We start from the raw sequence: 17,364 nt of genomic DNA on the forward strand, positions 1-17,364 counted from the left end.
TGACCTCGGGGCGGCGATCGCGCAACTAAGCTAGCAGTTTCTTTCGAGCCAGAGTGCCTCCCATGGAATTTCAGCGCCGCGGCGTCATGCTGGTGATTGCGTCGCCATCGGGGGCTGGCAAGTCGTCGATCTCGCGCTCGCTCTTCGGCGCCGATCCCAATATCAAGCTCTCGGTTTCGGTGACCACCCGCGCCCGCCGCACCGACGAAGTGCATGGCAAGCACTATCACTTCATAGACGTCCCGACCTTCGAAAAGATGCGCCGCGATGGCGAACTGCTCGAATCCGCCGAAGTGCACGGCAACTTCTACGGCACGCCCCGCGCGCTGGTCGAGGAACACAGCTCGCCGCCGGCAACGACATCCTTTTCGACGTCGACTACCAGGGCACGCTGCAGCTTTACGAAAAGGCGCGCGAGGACATGGTCACAGTCTTCATCCTGCCGCCCTCAATCAAGGAATTGCGTGCCCGTCTCGAGCGCCGCGCTCAGGATAGCGTCGGCACCATCGAAAAGCGGCTCAAGAATGCCCGCATCGAGATGGAGCATTTTCGCGAATACGACTACGTTATCGTCAACGAAGACCTCGAGCTTTCCGTCGCCCGCGTTCGCGCCATCCTCGCCTCGGCGCGGCTGGAACGGAGCCGTCAGATGAACCTCGAAAGCTTCGTGCGCGACCTGCAGAACCAGATCGGATCGGCGTGATGGTGGCGGCCGCGCCGGCCATCCGCCGCGGCACGCCCCAGTTCCTGCGCGCCAACATCGCCTTCTTCCTTGCCGCCTTTTCGGTCTTCGCCTCGCTCTATTCCGTGCAGCCGCTGCTGCCCATGTTCGCCCAATATTGGGTGCGCGATGCGGGCACGGCTTCGCTCGCGCTCTCAGCCACGACCGCGACTATGGCCGTCGCGTTGATCCCGGCCTCGATGCTCGCCGACCGCCTCGGCCGCCGTCGCCTCATCGTCGGCGCGCTCCTGACAACCGCCGCGCTCGGCATGTTGCTGCCTTTTACCCAGGTCTGGTGGCAGCTGATTACCCTTCGTACCCTGATGGGCATATCACTTGCCGGAGTGCCGGCTGTCGCCATGGTCTATCTCTCCGAAGAAATGGACCCTGACGCGCTCGGGTTTTCCATGGGCCTCTATATCGGCGGCACGGCGCTAGGCGGCATGGCCGGCCGCGTCATCTCCGGCGTGCTCTCGGACTGGCTCGGCTGGCGGCTGGGCACCGGCATTCTCGCCGGTCTGATCGTCCTTGCCGCCATCGCCGTCGCTGTCCTCCTGCCGCAGCCACGCGCCTTCGTCCGCGACCCGATCAGCCTTCGCGAACTGCTGCGCCGCTGCCGCACGACCTTCCAGGACGCCGCTCTTCCCTGGCTCTTTGCCAGCGCTTTCCTGCTGATGGGCGGCTTCGTCACGCTCTACAACTATGCCGGCTTTCGCCTCGCACTGCCGCCCTTTCTCCTCAGCCACTCGGCCATTGCCGCGATCTTTTGGTCTATCTCCTCGGCAGCGCCAGCTCGACCTGGGCCGGCGGCCTGTCGCAGCGCCTCGGCCGTCGCAAAGTGTTCTGGGCACTGGTGGCGGTGATGGGCCTGGGGATGGCGATCACCGCAATTCCCTCGACCCCAGTCATCATCCTGGGCCTCGCCATCGCCACCATCGGCTTCTTCGCCGCCCACGGCATCGCCAGCGCCTGGGTCACGCGACGCGCGCAGACGGGCAGGGCGCAGGCGTCGGCGATCTACCTCGTCTTCTATTATCTTGGCGCCAGTGTTTTGGGCACGCTCGGGGGCTATGCCTGGACGGCGTGGGGCTGGGCCGGGGTGTTGAGCGTGTGCGGCGGCGCCGCGGCCTTAGCGCTGCTGGTGGCGCTGCGGCTGGTGTTTGTTCAACCCCTCCCCACTCCAGAAGCCTCAACTCCTGCGCCTCCCTCCCCTTGAGGGGGAGGACTGAGGGTGGGGTGGGGCCCCGGGAGCGGAGTTCTCGGCCCCACCCCACCCAGCTGCGCTAAGGCCTATCGGCGCCAAGCTTCGCTACCCTCCCCCTCTAGGGAAGGGAGAAGAGGGGACTACCTCAACCCCGGCAGTGCCCGCGCCATCGCGAGAAACGCCTCGATCGGCAGCTCTTCGGCCCGTTCGTCACCCTCCAGCCCCGCCGCCTTCAGCAGGCCCTCAACCGGTACGCCCAGCGACTTCAGCGATTGCCGCACCATTTTGCGGCGCTGCCCGAAGGCAGCCTTGGTGACCTGTTCGACATGCTTGACCGGGAGGTCCGGTTCCACCGGCTTGGGCATAAGATGCACCACGGCGGAGGTGACGTTGGGCGGCGGCACGAAGGCCTGGCGACCGACATTGAAGGCGATGCGCGCCTCGGTCCGCCAGCCGGCAAGGACGCCGAGCCGCCCATTGGCATCGTCCCCCGGCCGCGCCACGATGCGCTCGGCCACTTCGCGCTGGAACATCAGCGTCAGGCTTTCAAAGAAGGGCGGCCACGGCTCCATGGTCAGCCAGCCCGTGAGCAACTGCGTGCCAATATTATAGGGCAGGTTGGCGATGATGCGCGTCGGACCATCGGCAAGAAGGGCGTAATCCATCTCCATGGCGTCGCCGGCAATGACGGTGAGCCGCCCCGGATAAGCTTCGGCGATTTCGGCCAATGCCGGCAAGGCACGCGGGTCGCGTTCGATGGCGATGACCTCGTGCGCGCCTTCGGCAAGAAGGGCCCGCGTCAGCCCACCCGGGCCCGGGCCCACCTCGATGACCCGCACGCCTTCTAGCGACCCACCGACCCGCGCTATGCGCGCGGTGAGGTTGAGGTCGAATAGGAAGTTCTGCCCCAGCTCCTTTTTGGCGCGCAGGCCGTGTGTAGCGATCACCTCGCGCAACGGGGGAAGCTTGTCGATCTGGCTCATGGTTTTGTTGTCATTTCATCTGCCATCCGCAAGGCTGCGAGCATGCTTGCCGCTGAAGCCTTGCCCGTGCCTGCCAAGCCGAAGGCCGTACCATGATCGGGCGAGGTGCGCACGATGGGCAGGCCCAGCGTGACGTTGACCCCGGCATCGAAGGCTACGGTCTTGATCGGGATCAGCGCCTGATCGTGATACATGGCGAGCACCGCATCATATTGCCGCCAGTGCGGCGGATAAAACAACGTGTCGCCGGGCAGGGGCCCGACGGCGTCGATGCCGGCCGCCCGTGCCGCCTCGATAGCTGGCGCGATGATCTCCATGTCCTCGCGCCCGATGGCCCCGCCTTCCCCAGCATGGGGGTTGAGGCCGGACACAGCAATGCGGGGATGGGCGACGCCGAACCGCGCCCGAAGGTCGCGCGCCATGACGCCGAGGGTTTCAAGGATTAGCTCGCGATTGATAAGCGCCGGCACGTCCTTGAGCGGCACATGGATCGTGAGCGGCACGGTGCGAAGGTCCTCATGCGCCAGCATCATCACCGGCAACGGTTCCTCGCCATCTTCGGCGCAGAGGGCAGCGAGAAACTCGGTGTGGCCGGGATAGAAAAATCCGGTCTCGTAGAGCGCGCCCTTGTGGATCGGTGCCGTCACGACGGCACGACAATCGCCGGCGAGGGTCGCAGCCACGGCCTGCTCGATGGCGCGGATGACCACAGAGCCGGCGGGAACATGGACCTCGCCGGGCAGGTCGACCACGTCGCCCTCGATGTGCCGGATGGGCAATGCTTGGGCGAAATCGGACACGGCATCGGTGAAAACGAGATCGAGGCCCAGCCGCTTGGCGCGAGAGGACAGGAAGCCCGCATGGCCGAAGACCAAAAACGGTGGCAGGGCCAGTTCGACGCGCCGGGCGTAAAGCTGCAGGATCAAGTCGGGCCCGATGCCCGCCGGCTCGCCCATGCTCACCGCAAGTGGCACCATTGCCAGCCCCCAAAAGATGCAGCCGCGATCAGAGCGCGGCTGCTGCAAGAAAAGAAGCGGCCTTGGCCGCCTCCGGATTAGTTATAGATGATCTTGGCCTGGGCGCGCAGCTTGTCGAGATAAGCCGCAGCCTCGCGCTGGAGAGCGTCGCCGCCGGCTTCCTCGCGCAGACCGCCCTTCACGAAGGTCAGGTCCTGCGCCTGCACTTTTTCGCAGACGGCGAGCATGGAAACACCGGTCTCGACCACGCGCGGCTTGCTGATGCCGCCGACATTAAGGCCTGCCAATTCCTTGGCGAGCGCGTCGGGCAGCTGGGTGGCGTGACGGCGGCCGATATCGACCACGGCGACGTCAGGATAGGCCAGCGACAGATCGACCGCGGTATCGCAGCCGGAAAAGCTCGAGCGGTAGCTATTGGCCTGGGCCGAGCGGCCGCCGCCACCAACGAAGACGACTTCCTTGAGGATATAATCGAAGGTCTGGAAGTCCTGGATCTTGGCGGCAGCCTGCTGATCGAGATCGAGTTCTGAAATCTGCACCTGCGACATCACGGCCTGCTCGGCCACGGCGTTCCAGGCAATGGCGGCGCGCAGGCGGTTCTGCAGCGTTTCGCTGTTGACGCCACCCTGCTGCAAGACTTCGAGCAGCTTGTCGCGGCTGACCTTCATGTTGCGTGCGATCTGCAGCAGCGCATCGTCAACCTGGCTATTGGCCACGGTGATGCCGAGGCGCTTGGCTTCCTGGAGCTGGATGGCTTCGTCGACTAGCTGCTTCTGGGCGCCAGCGCGGCCGCTCTGGTTGCCTTCCATGCTGAAGAGGCGAAGGCGCTGATCGACCTGGACGTCGCTGATCGGCTCGCCATTGACGGTGACCACGGTGGCGGCCATTGCGGCGCCGGCAGTGCCAAAGGCCAGCACGGCCCCGATCAGGATAGCGCCGGTGGCGCGACGAAGATCTGCAAATTTCATGGGATGGGTCCGCTCGTTCTTCACGCCTTCAATGCGGCGTCCGCTCTGCGCTGTCAATTGCTCGACGATTGCGGCCAAAATCCGAATAAGGCAGCGGGTGGGTCAGGTCAGCCCGTCTTCCTTGTGCAACAAAACCGTGACGCCAATGACGATGGCGACGATCGCCGGACCGATCGCGGCAAAGACTGGGTTGAGCACACCCGTGGTGCCGGCGCGATCGGCCATTTCGGTGATGACGAAGACCACAAAGCCCAGCGTGATCCCGTAAAGCGCCGCGGGCCCCAGTTGCGTGTTGCGGTTGTAGCCTGCCGTAAACGCGAAGGCGATCAGCAAAGAGCCGGTTAACACCAGCGGTAGGGCCAGAAGTTTCACCAGTCGCATGGTAGTTGCTGCGCGTATGGCCGGATCGGCGACGCCGCGCTGCAAGAGTGCCGCCAGCTCAAAAAACGTCATATCGTCAGAAGAAGCAAGTTTGAGTCGGATTTCGGCGGGGGTGGAGGTGGTGGGCAGCGTCACGTCACTCAGCGTTTGCGGCCACGTGTTTGGCGTGCGGGCGATCGCGGAGGGCAGAAGCCAATGGCCGCGCTCCAGCGTGGCCTCTTCGGCTTCGAGGCGCGGGATGCCTTTGCCCGTCATGTCGAAAATGGTCAGGTCGCTGAGCGTTGAACCACCCGCCGACATGTTGCGGGCCATCATTACGTAATGGGCATCCTCGCCTCGCTGTTCGAGCCAGATTTCCCCTGGTGGGGTCAGCAACGCCGCCTGGCCCGGCGGCAGCGGAGCGAGGTCGCGCATGACCTGTGTACTAAGTGTCTCCACTCCAAGGCCGATGATGAGTCCGCTGGCGATGATGGCCACAACCGGCGCGCGCAGAATACGCCAGATCGAAATCCCGCTTGCCTTGATGACAGTAAGTTCGTGTCGCATCTTGAGATCGACTATGCCCAAAATAGCGCCCATCAGCACGGTCACGGGCAGGGTCTTGATGGTCCAGCGTGTGGCGCTCATCGCCACCATCACAATCGCCATTGGCAAGCCGCGCGTTTCGGCTACATGGTTGAAACGCCAGGTGTCGAGCGACTCTGCTAGCGCAATGACCCCGAAGAAGATGAAAACAGTGACGCCGATCCGCGTGAGAATGCGCCAAAGGATGAGCCGATCAATGGGTGTCATGCAGCCACCCCCACGCCGATGCGCCGCGGCCACAGCCGATAAGCCAGCAATGCCACCGCAATGACGATCAGCAACACCGCGCCCGTGCCGCTGCCTAGCGGGCTATAGGCGCTGATGCCGCGTTCCAGAAATGCCACCACTACGATCAGCGGCTCGAGCGGCAGCTTCGTGCGCGTGCGGTTGCCGCTTGGAAATCCGGCGACCGCCAGGACAAGCAAGCACATACCGATGACTCGCAAGGCTTCCGCGCCTCGATTGAGCAGGTGCCGGATGGCTCTGAAGTCGAATTCGCCGTTGCGCAACGCGTCGGTGATCAAGCGAAAACTGTCGCGTTCCGCCAATGCATCGAAGGAAATCGCAGACTGGCTGAGGCTATCGACGCTGATGTCGTAGCTTGCAAAGCGCACCTCCGAGTAGCGGCCGTCGGCCCCGTATATTGCAGCGCCCCATTGCTGAGCTGCAGCAGGTAATCGTTGCCATTGGCGAGTACCCGCGCGGCCTGGGCGATATAGGTGCGGCGCGTTTCCGAGTCTCGCCGGTCGTCAGCAAAGAACTCGGTGATAAGCCCGCCTTCTTCGCGCCCGCCGATCAGCAGCACCACGCCCGGTGTTACTTGAGTGAAGCGCCCCGGTCGCAGTGAAGAGCTGACAAGGTCGGCGGCGACAGCTTCATTGAGCGCGTTAAGCTGCCGGTTCGCCATCGGCTCGACCACATGCGCCAGGATTGAAACGGCCAAAACCGAGAGCCCGATTGTAACGCTTGAGGCGCGCCACAAGCCGCCCAGGCCGCGCCCGGAATGGATGATGTGAAGTTCGTGGCTCGCCTGCAGCGCCGTCAGTGCCCGAGCCATGCCCACGGCGATGCAGATATAAAAGAACGACAGCGCCAAGGGAGGCATAGTGTAGAGTGCCTGTATGGCCAAGGTGACAAAACCCTGCCCCTTGGCCGACACGACGTCGAACGAGCGCAAGCAATTGACCAGCCAGAGCAGGAAACACAAAATTCCGAACAGGATCGCGGCGTCGGTAACGAACAGCCGTGCCAGATAGGCAGTCAGTTTCTTCATCGGCGCGGGCGGGTCTCTCGGCTGCGAGTCGCGCGCACCTTGCTGCACTTTATGCGGCCGAACAATGGCTGGTACCCATTTCCGTCGCTGGCGCGGCTACGGAGCCGAAGATATAACCGCCCTATGGCCGAGATCTTGTTTTACCACCTCGAAACGCGCCCGCTCGAAGCGGTGGTGCCCTTCCTGCTCGAAAAGACGCTGGAGCGCGGTTGGCGTGCGGTGGTCGAGGTGGGTTCGCGCGAACGGGCCGAGGCACTCGACTCCCATCTTTGGTCCTATCGCGACGATAGCTTTCTGGCGCATGGCCTTGCTGGCGACGACACCGACGCGCACCAGCCGGTCTTGCTGACCACCGAAACCGACAATCCCAACGGCGCCAATGTGCGCTTTTTCGTCGATGGCGCGCTGCCGCAATCGGGCGACGGCTACCAGCGCATGGTGATCCTCTTTTCCGGCCACGATCCGGACGCTTTGGCGGCCGCGCGCATCGCCTACCGAAATCTGCGAGCCGACAATGACGTCACCTACTGGCAGCAGGACGCCGACGGCCGCTGGGTGAAAAAGGCATGACGCCAGACCTCAGTTCGCCCAGCCGTCACAAGCTGCACGAAGACCTCTTCGCCATGCTGATCGGCACCATGCTGGTCTCGCTCGGCGTCGCCTTCTACACCGAAGCCCAACTTGCGACCGGCAGCACCGCCGGCCTTGCCTTGCTGTTGCAATACGCCACCGGCATTCCCTTCGGCTGGCTCTCTTCTTCGGCATCAATCTGCCCTTTTATGCCCTCGCATTTTTGCGCATGGGTTGGCAGTTCGCACTCAAGACCGTGGCCTGCGTGGCGCTCGTGTCCTACTTTTCAGGCCAGATACCGCTCTGGATCGGCATCGACAGCATCGACCCGCTCTTCGCCGCGCTAGTCGGCGGCGGGCTCATCGGACTCGGCATTCTTTCGCTCTTCCGCCACAAGGCGAGCGTCGGCGGCATCAATATCCTGTCGCTTTACCTGCAGGACAATCTTGGCATCCGCGCCGGCTATTTCCAGCTGGGCGTCGACGCGTTGATCCTGCTTGCAGCCTTTTTCGTCCTGCCGCTCGACCGCGTGATCTACTCGGTGCTAGGGGCGCTGGTGCTCAACATGATCGTTGCGCTCAACCACCGCCCCGGCCGCTATCTCGGCTTTAGCTGATCACTCTTCTTCTTCTTCGTAGTCGCCCGCCTCTTCGTCGCCGGCAGAGGCGCCCACGATGTCGATAGCGTAGAGGTTGAAGAGGTCCTCGGCCAGCTCGTAGCAGTAGACCACTTCGCTCTCCGAGGAACTGTAATAAGCGTTGGCCATGCCGCATTGCGTGGCGCGGAAGGTCACCGGTCCGGGCAGCACATAGCGGTTCATGACGAGGTTCGCCGCATATTCAAGGATCTCACGATCCTTAAGCGCTTCGGCAAACATCTCGTAGTCGCCAGCGTCTTCATAGACCACCTTGATCTGCTCGCCCTGTTCGCCATCTTCGCCCACGGCATAGGGTTCGAGCAGCGTGGTCCAGGCCTGCTCGGCCTGATAGTAAGTGTAGCCGCAGGCCCCCTGGCGATCTTCGTCGATTTCGTAGGATTTTGCCGTGTCCTTGAATTCTTCGGGCATGGCTCCGACCATCAGGCACACCATGTTGTAGGCGCGCTGGATATCGAGGCTGTGGTCCGAGACGTAGGAGAAGTCTTCGACGCCCGAGCCGGTCGAATTGACGGCGTTGAAATACCAACCGTCCGCCGCGTCGACCAAGGCGTTCCAGCTGTCCATGTCTTCGTCGTCGGTGAGGAGCCAGATCGTGGCCAGCGTATCGACCGCGTCTTCTTCCTTGCCCAGCACCGGTAGGCCCAGTTCGCCCACCAGCATGTGGCCGATTTCATGGTACATGGTGTAGATCGCGTCGTGCATGGCGAAGTCCATCGCTTCTTCGAAGACGACGTCGTCGGCCTCCTGTGCGGCAACGCCTCCGGCAAGAAGGCCGACGCACAGTGTCGCGGCCCCAGTTGCGCGCAAGATGTTCATTTAAGAGTTCCCCGAAGGATAGTTTCCCATCTACCCATGGCGCCAGTATTGACGCATCTACCCGGGCGAGGCAATCGGGATCAGCGTGGTTTTCGCTTGCCCGTAGAAGGGCTTGGCAGCTCGGCGGCGTAGAGCTCGATGAAGTCCTGCATCAACTCGTAGCAGAAGATGATTTCGGTGGTGGAGGTGTCGTAAAAAGCGTTCGGCTCGCCGCATTGCGCGACCGTCACGGTGACCTCGCCGCCAAGCCGATAGCCTTGCCGCACTTCCTCGGCCACCTCATCGATGATGCCGCTATTGCGAAGCATCTGCTCAGCCAGTTTGAGGTGCCGGCCACTGTCGAGATAGGTCACCGTGACCTCGGTGCCCGAGCCTGCCTTGGACAGCAGCTGGCGCATGCTGCGGTCGATCAGCTCATATTCGAAATGGCAGGAATTCTGCCGGTCATTGTCGAAATCGTAGTCGGTCGCAACCGGCCGGAAAGCGGCGCGATCGGCGCCGACGCTGAGGCAGACGATCTGCATGGCGCGCTGCCGGTCGGGGCTATAGCCGGAGGAGAAATCCTCGTTGGTCCACTTGTCGTCGAAGAATTCGGCCGTCAAGGCCCAGCCCGCGACGGCATCTTCAAGCGCCTGGTTGGCCTCGGGCGTCGCCTTCTGCAACAGCATCCAGGTGGCGATATTATCCGCCGCGTCCTCTTCGCGACCCAGCACCGGCAGGTCGAGCTTGTCGATCAGGAGATGCCCCACCTCGTGGTAGAGCGTGAAGAGACCGTTGTTGATCGCAAAACGGCGCATGTCGAGCCGCTGGCTTTTGTCATAGTCCTTGAGATCGAAGGCCGCAGCGGGCGATGCCAGCAGCACGGCAAGCAGCAGCAAGGCGAGACGGCGCATGGGATCGCTCCTGGCTAGACCGGTCCAGAAGATGGCACGGGCAGGGCAGTGTCAACGCCATCGCGCGGCAGTGGTGAAGACGTCACTTCGCATCGATCCCAAACAGGGAGGGAGGCGATGATCAGGCCTGCTCCGCCTCTTCGAGCTCGGCGCTGAGTTCGAGCCACTTTTCCTCGATGCCTTCAAGCTCGGCCCCGAAGCGGGCCTTGTCCTTGCCCAGGGCGACGACCCGATCGGACGGCCCGTTATAAACCTTTGGATCGGCCAGCTGCGCCTCGACCTTTTCGAGCTCGATCTTGAGCCGGCTCATCTTGGTCTCGGCGTCGGTGATCGACTTCTTAAGGGGCGCCAACTCGGCCCGGCGCGCTGCCGCTTCCTGCTTGCTGAGCTTGCGCGTGCCGCCAGTGCCACCGGGGCCGGCGCTCCTATTGTCCTTGGAGGAGGTGATGTTGCGCTGGTAGCTGTCGAGATCTTCGTCGAGCTCGTGGATGGTGCCACCTTCGGCGATCCAGAGCGTGTCGCAGGTGGCTTCGATCAGGTGCCGGTCGTGCGAGATGATCAGCACGGCGCCTTCGTAGTCGTTGAGGGCGTGGACCAGCGCATCGCGGCTATCGATGTCGAGATGGTTGGTCGGCTCGTCGAGGATCATCATGCCCGGCCCGCCGAAAGTGATGATGCCCATGAGCAGGCGCGCCCGCTCGCCACCGGAAAGGTTCTTGGCCTTGGTATCCATGCGCGAAGTGGTCAGCCCCATCTGCGCCAGACGCGAGCGCCGGCGCGCTTCGTTGTCGAGCGGCATCAGGTCGACCATATGCTCGAGCGGTGTCCATTCGGGCTTGAGCTTGTCCATCTGGTGCTGGGCGAAGTGCGCGATCTCGAGCTTCTTGCCCTTGCGCAGCGTGCCGCCCTGCGCCTCGATGTCGCCCGCCAAAAGCTTGGCGAAGGTCGACTTGCCGTTGCCGTTGACGCCGATTAGCGCGATGCGGTCATCGGGATCGATGCGCATGGTGATGTTGCGCAGGATGGTCTTGTCGCCATAGCCCGCCGCCACCTTGTCCATGGTGATCATCGGGGTCGGGGGCTCGCCCTTGGGCTGCTGAAAGCGGAACGGCGCCGAATGCTCGTCGAACATGGCTGCTGGCGGCTTGAGCTTTTCGATCATCTTCATGCGCGATTGCGCCTGCTTGGCCTTGGTGGCCTTGGCCTTGAAGCGATCGACGAACTTTTGCAGATGCGCGATCTGGTCCAGCGACTTCTCGCGGCTCTTGTTGTTGAGCTCCATCTGCTGGCGGCGCGTGTTCTCGAAGGTGTCGTAGTTGCCTTTGTAGAAGGTGAGCTTGCGATGCTCGAGATGGATGATCGAGTTGACCGCCTTGTTGAGAAGGTCGCGATCGTGGCTGATCATGAAGACGGTATAGGGATAGGTGGCGAGATATTTTTCCAGCCACAGCGTCCCTTCGAGATCGAGGTAGTTGGTCGGTTCGTCGAGCAGCAACAGGTCTGGCTGGCTGAAGAGGACGCCCGCCAGCGCCACGCGCATGCGCCAGCCGCCCGAGAGTTCGCGCGTCGGCGCGTTCTGCCGGTCCTGCTCGAAACCGAGGCCCTTGAGGATCGAGGAGGCGCGCGCATCGGCGGAATAGGCGTCGATATCGGCGAGGCGCGTATAGATCTCGCTGATGCGGTCGGGGTCTTCCGCTGTCAGCGACTCCGCCATTAGCGCCGTGCGCTCCTTGTCGGCGGCCAGCACGACTTCGAGCACCGTCTCGTCGCCGGCCGGGGCCTCCTGCGCGACTGCGCCGATGCGCGCCTTCTTGTCGAGCTCGATCGTGCCGGCATCGGCGCCGATATGGCCCTGGATCAGGTGGAACAGCGTCGTCTTGCCGGTGCCGTTCTTGCCCACGAATCCGGTCTTGGAGCCTGTGGGCAGCACCACCGAGGCATCTTCGAAGAGCTCGCGGCCCTGGATGCGATAAACGAGGTTATTGATGGTGAGCATGGCAAATGGTCCGGCACGGCGGCTGAAAAGACAGGGCGAGCAAAGTGTGTTGCGCCCGAAGTAGGGCGTTAGCGACCATCTGGCAACCGCGCGTCACTCTGTCGCCCAGTTTGCCCGGCACTTTCTCCGTGGGCGGGACGTTTCAAGACGACAACACGTGAAAGAGGAAATCACATGTCGACCAAGCTTGTTGCCCTTGCCGCCATCTTCGCTGCCGGCTTGACCATGCCAGCCTTCGCCCAGCAGGCCGCCACGCTCGATGATCTCGATGCCGAACGCATCAACGCCAACCAGATCACCATCGATTTCGAATATACCCGGCGGCGCCTGCGAAGAAGTCGGCCCTGCCGTTCTCGGCGAGGAAACCGACGGCACTCTCGCCGTGAACTTCCCCATCACCTCGACCGCCGAAATCTGCACGCAGCAGGCCCTCGAGATCGACGTCGAGCAGACCATCGAAGCCCCTGCGACCGTCACCCGTGTCGACGTGACCCTGACCGGCGCTGACGGCAATGTCGTCGGCACCGGCACGACGGATGTCGACAATGACTAATTTCGAGCTGACACCTCCAAGAACGCGATGTCACCCCGGGCTTGACCCGGGGCCCATCCTGAGATCTCGGGAAGGGCCCCGGCTTTCGCCGGGGTGACACGCAGTGTTTGCTAGACACTCCAAAAGCCCCGTCTTGCGCCAGTCACAACTGCCCGCTAAAAGGCGCCACCTTTCCACTCCCTTCAGCAGGATTTTCGCCATGGCGATCGAACGCACTTTCTCCATCATCAAGCCCGATGCCGTCCGTCGCAACCTCATCGGCAAGATCCTGACCAAGTTCGAGGAAGCCGGTCTCAAGCCCGTCGCCCTCAAGAAGATCCACATGACCCGCGCCCAGGCCGAAGGCTTCTACGCAGTACACAAGGAACGCCCCTTCTTCGGCGAACTCGTTGAGCAGATGATCGCTTCCCCGTCGTCGTTCAGGTTCTCGAAGGCGAAGGCGCCATTCTCAAGAACCGCGAAATCATGGGCGCGACCAATCCGGCCAACGCTGCCGAAGGCACGATCCGCAAGGAATTCGCTCTTTCCGTCGGTGAAAACTCGGTCCACGGTTCGGATGCTCCAGAAACCGCTGTCCAGGAAATCAAGTTCTTCTTTACGGACGAAGAGCTGGTCGGCTAAAAGCCCGCCAACGACCTGTTTCTGAAGGCCGCCCGACCGGGGCGGCCTTTTTGCTTTGCTTGTGCTATAAGGGCACGCCCCCTCACGAAAGAACGCTCTTGTCCCTGCCTGAAACCATTCTTGCCCCTATCGCCAGCGCCCTTGCCGAAAAAGGCTATGACAGCCTGACCCCGGTCCAGTCCGCTGTGATCGAGGACAATACAATCGGCCGGGACCTTCTCGTTTCCGCCCAGACTGGTTCGGGCAAGACCGTCGCCTTCGGCATGGCCATCGCGCCGACGCTTCTGGGCGATGACGAAACGCTGCCGGCTCCCGGTGCACCACTGGCACTGGTCATTGCGCCGACGCGCGAACTGGCGATGCAGGTGCAGCGCGAGTTGACCTGGCTTTATGCCAAGATGGGCGCGCAGACCGCTCAGGGCGTCGGCGGCATGGACCAGCGCACCGAGCGCCGGGCGCTGGAACGCGGTGCCCATATCGTGGTTGGCACGCCGGGCCGCCTTCGCGACCACATCACCCGCGGCGCGCTCGATATGTCGGCTCTCCGCGCCGTCGTGCTTGATGAAGCCGACGAAATGCTCGACCTCGGCTTCCGCGAAGACCTCGAATTCATTCTCGCTGCGGCGCCCGAAGACCGGCGCACGCTCCTTTTCTCGGCCACTGTTCCCAAGCCCATTGCCGAGCTGGCCAAGACCTTCCAGCGCGATGCGTTGCGGATCAGCGCGACCAGCTCGGGCGAACAGCACGCCGATATCGAATATAAGCTCATGGCCGTGCCCGCCGCCGAGCGAGAAAACGCCGTCATCAACACGCTGCTCTGGTACGACAGCACCAACACCATCGTCTTCGCCTCGACCCGCGAAGCGGTGAAGCACCTTTCGGCGCGCCTCCATAATCGCGGCTTCGACGTAGTGACCCTGTCGGGCGAGCTGACGCAGGCCGAACGCACCAGCGCGCTTCAATCCATGCGCGATGGCCGCGCCCGCATCTGCGTTGCCACCGACGTCGCCGCCCGCGGCATCGACCTGCCAAATCTCGACCTCGTCATCCATGCCGATCTGCCAATGAATGCCGAAACCCTGCTGCACCGCTCCGGCCGCACGGGAAGGGCAGGGCGCAAGGGCACTTGCGTCATCATCGCGCCGACCCATCGCAAACGTGTCGCTCAGTCGATCCTGCGCACGGCCAAGATCGAAGCGGAAAACATCGCGCCGCCCACCGCGGAATCGATCGATGCGCGCTATCGCGAAACGATCCTCAACAATCCGGCGCTAAGCGATGAGATGACCGAGGACGAGCGCGAAAGCGTAAGCAGCCTTCTCGCCAAATGGTCCCCCGAGGCTATCGCGGCGGCCTATTTCCGTCAGCAGCTGGCGGCGCGTCCGGTGCCTGAGGAGATCACCGCATCGCTCGTCGTCGACGACCCGCGCGCACCCCGCACGCGCGAGACTTTTGCCGGCGGCACCTGGTTCAAGGTCTCGGTCGGCCGCAAGCAGCGCGCCGAGCCACGCTGGCTTTTGCCGATGATCTGCAAGGCCGGTGGCGTCAGCAAATCGGCCATCGGCTCGATCCGCATCTTCGATACCGAGACGATCTTCGAGGTGGCGGCCGATAAGGTCGACGGCTTCCTGCGCAGCGTCGGCAAAAACGGCACGGGCGAAAAGGGCATCTACATCAATGCCGTAGATGGCCCGGGCGAACGCTCGGAACGCCCCAACGAGCGCCCCGCCAAGACCCGTCCGCCCGGTCCGCCCAAAGCCTACGATCCCATGGCACCGCGCGACACCAAGGCCGATCGCAAGGAACGCTACGGCAAGCCCAAGTCCGAAGATTTTGCGGAGCGCCCGGCCAAGGCCCCGCGTCCTGCTGTCGCCAAGGATAAGGGCAAACCAAAATGGTCCAAGCCCACCGACGGCGCCCCCGCGCCCAAGAAGCCCAAGGTCAAGGACCACAAGAAAAAGCGCGCGGAGGATTAGGTCATACTAAGAGACCTCATGGTGAGCTTGTCGAACCACGAGGTCGCTTGCACCGGCTGTGCCCGACCTCGTCCTTCGGCAGGCTCAGGATGAGGTCTACTCAGCCTGACCCACTCTAAGCCGCCCCAGCCGCCCGCCATTTCCGGCGGCCATGATCGCCGCGCCGGCAATGCAGATGCCGGCCGCGACGACGAGCGCAAAGCGATAGTCGCCGCCGCTGGCGAGGAGGCCGAAGCTGAAGGCGCCGAGCAGGTTGGCGCCGATGGCCACGAGGTCCATCAGCGAGGTCGATAGCCCGACCCGGCCTTTGATCGCGTCCTGCACGTAGGGTATGTTGACGCTCATCAGCGCCGCCGTGGCCATGCCATTGAGGATTAGCAGCCAGAACAGGGCGCCGACGCTAGTGATCTGGCTGGCAAAGGCCATGAACAGCGCCATGACCACGCCGGCCCCCGCCAGCAGCGTCTCCTTGGTGAGCCGCGTCGTCAGCCATGCCATAGCCAGCATCGACGGCGCTTCGACCGCAGCCGTGATGCCGGCATAAAGCCCTACGTCGGTCAGCGAGCCGCCAAGGTCGGTGACGATATAGAGCGCGATGGTCAAGGTCATGAGGCGCGTGGCGCCGGTCATGATGACAAGACCCAGAAGCCCCGCAAGGATACCGGGCCGCAAGGCGAAGGCCGAAAGCATCGACGCGCCTTCCGCCCGCACCGGCGCCGGCATCTGCACAGCGGTCTCCAGATCGGTCATCAGCAGCGCGAAAACAAGCGCGATGCCGAGATAGGAAAGCGCGGACGCAAGATAAACGTTGAAGATCGAGAACTCCGCGGCCACCCAGCCGGCCAATGGCGGCACCACGATCCAGGCCAAGGTGAAAACGGTGCGCAGTGCCGTCACCATGAAGTCGGCGCGCTTGGGATCTTGCTTGAGGTAGAACACCCGCACGAAGCCAAAACTCTGGCTATAGGCGGCGCCGGCAAAGGGCATGATCAGCGCCATGGCGATGGCAAAGCTCACCTGGCTCGGCCAAAAATAGATCAGCCCATGCGCCATCATCCCGCCCAGCGCCAGCATCAGGATCAACAGGCGCCGGTCGCGCAGCTTGTCTGAGAGATAGCCCAGCCCCAGCGAGGCGAACGTGCCGATGACCGCGCCGGTGCTCATGATCGTGGCGAAAAGGGCAGGGGACATGCCCAGCGTGTCGACGCCCACGAGCGAGGCATAGGGGATGGTCGCGGCATAGGTGACGCCCGAGAGGAACATGTTGGTCCCCAAGAGCGCCGTCACTGGCAAGCGTCGTTCGGCCATGTGCTTCCTCCCAGAGCGGAAGGATAGCTAAAGCCTTGGCGAAAACCTGTCTAATGAAACGTGTTCATCGCAGCGATCACGCGACTTCCGCTTTCGGCGCGGTGGCAAGACCGGCTGCCAACTGCTCGATCTCGGCGGCATATTTTTCGGTAGCCGGGTCTATCCCGTCCATCCAACTGCCGAAGCGCTTGAGCATGGGCACGAAGGCGGCAAGCTCCGCCTTGTCCCATTGGCCCAGAAAATCGCCCATGATCAGAAATTTATAGGCTCGCACGGAACGGACCACCGCCCAGCCGCGGTCGCTGAGCTCGATGATTGTGCGCCGGGCATCGGCCTGGCTGACGGCGCGGCGGGCGAACCCCTGTTCTACCATTTCGCTGACGAGGCGGCTGGCGCGCGAGGGGTCGATGTTGAGCCGCTCGGCGACGGTCGCAACCATCGTCTCGCCCTGCACCTCGCCGAATTCCGGCTCTGGCCCCTCGATCGCCACCAGCACATCGAACTGCGCGAGGTCGATGCCGATCTTGAGATCGACCAGAGCCCGATGCCCCAACTCGCGCCGCAAGGCGCGGCGGCGCCACTTCTGCATCAGCCCGTCGATGTCCATCACCGCTTCGGCGGTCTGAGCATCGATACCTGCCTGGCGCAACAGCGCGCCGACTTCGCTTGTGTCCTTGAGAGGCATAGGAGACCTCGCCCATTTGCATGCTTCCGGCAAATGCATGCTATTGACATGTATCTGCTGGAGGCACATGTATGCCGCCTGATTGTGTTTCGCAAGGGCCGACGCCGGACGCCGACCCGCCTGTTTTTCAAGGATCGCATAAATGTCCGCTGCTGTTGAGCCAGCTTCCGAGCTGCAAGACCCATCGACCAAGCTG

General features: G+C 63.1%; 16 protein-coding genes and 3 pseudogenes. 8 read left to right on the top strand and 11 right to left on the bottom strand.

What is annotated here, in order from left to right; genetic code table 11:
• Window positions 1-62: 62 nt before the first annotated feature.
• From gmk to G5575_RS19580, 3 genes and pseudogenes are all read left to right on the top strand, one after another.
• Window positions 63-703, top strand: a pseudogene (gene gmk / locus G5575_RS16080) (guanylate kinase).
• Window positions 703-1,584, top strand: coding sequence for an MFS transporter (locus G5575_RS16085; RefSeq protein ID WP_207633201.1), 882 nt, complete (start codon window positions 703-705; stop codon window positions 1,582-1,584). Before gmk ends, G5575_RS16085 begins: the two are co-directional and overlap by 1 nt.
• A complete protein-coding gene (locus G5575_RS19580) occupies window positions 1,488-1,937 on the top strand; it encodes an MFS transporter (RefSeq protein ID WP_207633202.1) in 450 nt (149 codons plus the stop codon). The genes G5575_RS16085 and G5575_RS19580 overlap by 97 nt, the downstream gene beginning before the upstream one ends.
• Before the next feature lie 128 nt (window positions 1,938-2,065).
• On the opposite strand, the gene rsmA is transcribed toward G5575_RS19580, so the two are convergent.
• From rsmA to G5575_RS16115, 6 genes are all read right to left on the bottom strand, one after another.
• Window positions 2,066-2,908: a 16S rRNA (adenine(1518)-N(6)/adenine(1519)-N(6))-dimethyltransferase RsmA gene (gene rsmA, locus G5575_RS16090; protein ID WP_164535224.1), complete on the bottom strand. Its 843-nt coding sequence runs from the start codon at window positions 2,906-2,908 to the stop codon at window positions 2,066-2,068.
• The gene (pdxA, locus tag G5575_RS16095; RefSeq protein ID WP_164535225.1) at window positions 2,905-3,885 is read right to left on the bottom strand and encodes a 4-hydroxythreonine-4-phosphate dehydrogenase PdxA; all 981 of its coding nucleotides are present in this window, start codon (window positions 3,883-3,885) and stop codon (window positions 2,905-2,907) included. The genes rsmA and pdxA overlap by 4 nt, the downstream gene beginning before the upstream one ends.
• Window positions 3,886-3,962: 77 nt before the next feature.
• The gene (locus G5575_RS16100) at window positions 3,963-4,853 is read right to left on the bottom strand and encodes a peptidylprolyl isomerase (RefSeq protein WP_164535226.1); all 891 of its coding nucleotides are present in this window, start codon (window positions 4,851-4,853) and stop codon (window positions 3,963-3,965) included.
• 102 nt (window positions 4,854-4,955) lie between these two features.
• The gene (locus G5575_RS16105; protein ID WP_164535227.1) at window positions 4,956-6,026 is read right to left on the bottom strand and encodes an LptF/LptG family permease; all 1,071 of its coding nucleotides are present in this window, start codon (window positions 6,024-6,026) and stop codon (window positions 4,956-4,958) included.
• Window positions 6,023-6,343 carry a hypothetical protein gene (locus G5575_RS16110; protein ID WP_164535228.1) on the bottom strand — a complete coding sequence of 107 codons (321 nt, stop codon included), beginning with the start codon at window positions 6,341-6,343 and terminating at the stop codon, window positions 6,023-6,025. Before G5575_RS16110 ends, G5575_RS16105 begins: the two co-directional genes overlap by 4 nt.
• Window positions 6,340-7,140, bottom strand: a complete 801-nt coding sequence (locus G5575_RS16115; RefSeq protein WP_164535229.1) for an LptF/LptG family permease — start codon at window positions 7,138-7,140, stop codon at window positions 6,340-6,342. The genes G5575_RS16110 and G5575_RS16115 overlap by 4 nt, the downstream gene beginning before the upstream one ends.
• A 75-nt stretch (window positions 7,141-7,215) precedes the next feature.
• Here G5575_RS16115 and G5575_RS16120 point away from each other — a divergent pair, with 75 nt between their 5' ends.
• Window positions 7,216-7,662: a DNA polymerase III subunit chi gene (locus G5575_RS16120; RefSeq protein WP_164535230.1), complete on the top strand. Its 447-nt coding sequence runs from the start codon at window positions 7,216-7,218 to the stop codon at window positions 7,660-7,662.
• Window positions 7,659-8,278 (top strand): annotated as a pseudogene (locus G5575_RS22385) (YitT family protein). Before G5575_RS16120 ends, G5575_RS22385 begins: the two are co-directional and overlap by 4 nt.
• Here the strand turns inward: G5575_RS22385 and G5575_RS16130 are convergent.
• The 3 genes from G5575_RS16130 to G5575_RS16140 form a co-directional block, all read right to left on the bottom strand.
• Window positions 8,279-9,136: a DUF4344 domain-containing metallopeptidase gene (locus G5575_RS16130; RefSeq protein WP_164535231.1), complete on the bottom strand. Its 858-nt coding sequence runs from the start codon at window positions 9,134-9,136 to the stop codon at window positions 8,279-8,281. It lies immediately after the preceding pseudogene.
• 80 nt (window positions 9,137-9,216) lie between these two features.
• Window positions 9,217-10,029, bottom strand: a complete 813-nt coding sequence (locus tag G5575_RS16135; protein WP_164535232.1) for a DUF4344 domain-containing metallopeptidase — start codon at window positions 10,027-10,029, stop codon at window positions 9,217-9,219.
• A 121-nt stretch (window positions 10,030-10,150) separates the two neighbouring features.
• On the bottom strand, window positions 10,151-12,025 hold the full coding sequence (locus G5575_RS16140; RefSeq protein WP_164535233.1) for an ABC-F family ATP-binding cassette domain-containing protein: 1,875 nt from the start codon (window positions 12,023-12,025) through the stop codon (window positions 10,151-10,153).
• Between the two features lie 268 nt (window positions 12,026-12,293).
• Here G5575_RS16140 and G5575_RS16145 point away from each other — a divergent pair, with 268 nt between their 5' ends.
• The 3 genes and pseudogenes from G5575_RS16145 (at window position 12,294) to G5575_RS16155 (ending at window position 15,175) form a co-directional block, all read left to right on the top strand.
• Complete coding sequence (locus G5575_RS16145; protein WP_164535234.1) at window positions 12,294-12,578, top strand: hypothetical protein; 285 nt, start codon at window positions 12,294-12,296, stop codon at window positions 12,576-12,578.
• Window positions 12,579-12,777: 199 nt separating this feature from the next.
• A pseudogene (ndk, locus tag G5575_RS16150) lies at window positions 12,778-13,199 on the top strand (nucleoside-diphosphate kinase).
• Window positions 13,200-13,297: 98 nt separating this feature from the next.
• Window positions 13,298-15,175, top strand: coding sequence for a DEAD/DEAH box helicase (locus G5575_RS16155; protein ID WP_164535235.1), 1,878 nt, complete (start codon window positions 13,298-13,300; stop codon window positions 15,173-15,175).
• Window positions 15,176-15,271: 96 nt separating this feature from the next.
• On the opposite strand, the gene G5575_RS16160 is transcribed toward G5575_RS16155, so the two are convergent.
• Complete coding sequence (locus G5575_RS16160) at window positions 15,272-16,483, bottom strand: MFS transporter (protein ID WP_164535236.1); 1,212 nt, start codon at window positions 16,481-16,483, stop codon at window positions 15,272-15,274.
• A 76-nt stretch (window positions 16,484-16,559) separates the two neighbouring features.
• Window positions 16,560-17,168 carry a MarR family winged helix-turn-helix transcriptional regulator gene (locus G5575_RS16165; RefSeq protein WP_207633203.1) on the bottom strand — a complete coding sequence of 203 codons (609 nt, stop codon included), beginning with the start codon at window positions 17,166-17,168 and terminating at the stop codon, window positions 16,560-16,562.
• Window positions 17,169-17,364 lie beyond the last annotated feature (196 nt).

This window comes from Devosia aurantiaca (assembly GCF_011058215.1).
In the GTDB taxonomy this organism is placed as follows: domain Bacteria; phylum Pseudomonadota; class Alphaproteobacteria; order Rhizobiales; family Devosiaceae; genus Devosia; species Devosia aurantiaca.

Excerpts from the sequence above, each read along its gene's own strand:
- G5575_RS16085 (WP_207633201.1), top strand. The coding sequence starts at position 703 with ATGGTGGCGGCCGCGCCGGCCATCCGCCGCGGCACGCCCCAGTTCCTG.
- rsmA (WP_164535224.1), bottom strand. The coding sequence starts at position 2,908 with ATGAGCCAGATCGACAAGCTTCCCCCGTTGCGCGAGGTGATCGCTACA.
- pdxA (WP_164535225.1), bottom strand. The coding sequence starts at position 3,885 with ATGGTGCCACTTGCGGTGAGCATGGGCGAGCCGGCGGGCATCGGGCCC.
- G5575_RS16100 (WP_164535226.1), bottom strand. The coding sequence starts at position 4,853 with ATGAAATTTGCAGATCTTCGTCGCGCCACCGGCGCTATCCTGATCGGG.
- G5575_RS16105 (WP_164535227.1), bottom strand. The coding sequence starts at position 6,026 with ATGACACCCATTGATCGGCTCATCCTTTGGCGCATTCTCACGCGGATC.
- G5575_RS16120 (WP_164535230.1), top strand. The coding sequence starts at position 7,216 with ATGGCCGAGATCTTGTTTTACCACCTCGAAACGCGCCCGCTCGAAGCG.
- G5575_RS16130 (WP_164535231.1), bottom strand. The coding sequence starts at position 9,136 with ATGAACATCTTGCGCGCAACTGGGGCCGCGACACTGTGCGTCGGCCTT.
- G5575_RS16135 (WP_164535232.1), bottom strand. The coding sequence starts at position 10,029 with ATGCGCCGTCTCGCCTTGCTGCTGCTTGCCGTGCTGCTGGCATCGCCC.
- G5575_RS16140 (WP_164535233.1), bottom strand. The coding sequence starts at position 12,025 with ATGCTCACCATCAATAACCTCGTTTATCGCATCCAGGGCCGCGAGCTC.
- G5575_RS16145 (WP_164535234.1), top strand. The coding sequence starts at position 12,294 with ATGCCGAACGCATCAACGCCAACCAGATCACCATCGATTTCGAATATA.
- G5575_RS16160 (WP_164535236.1), bottom strand. The coding sequence starts at position 16,483 with ATGGCCGAACGACGCTTGCCAGTGACGGCGCTCTTGGGGACCAACATG.
- G5575_RS16165 (WP_207633203.1), bottom strand. The coding sequence starts at position 17,168 with ATGCCTCTCAAGGACACAAGCGAAGTCGGCGCGCTGTTGCGCCAGGCA.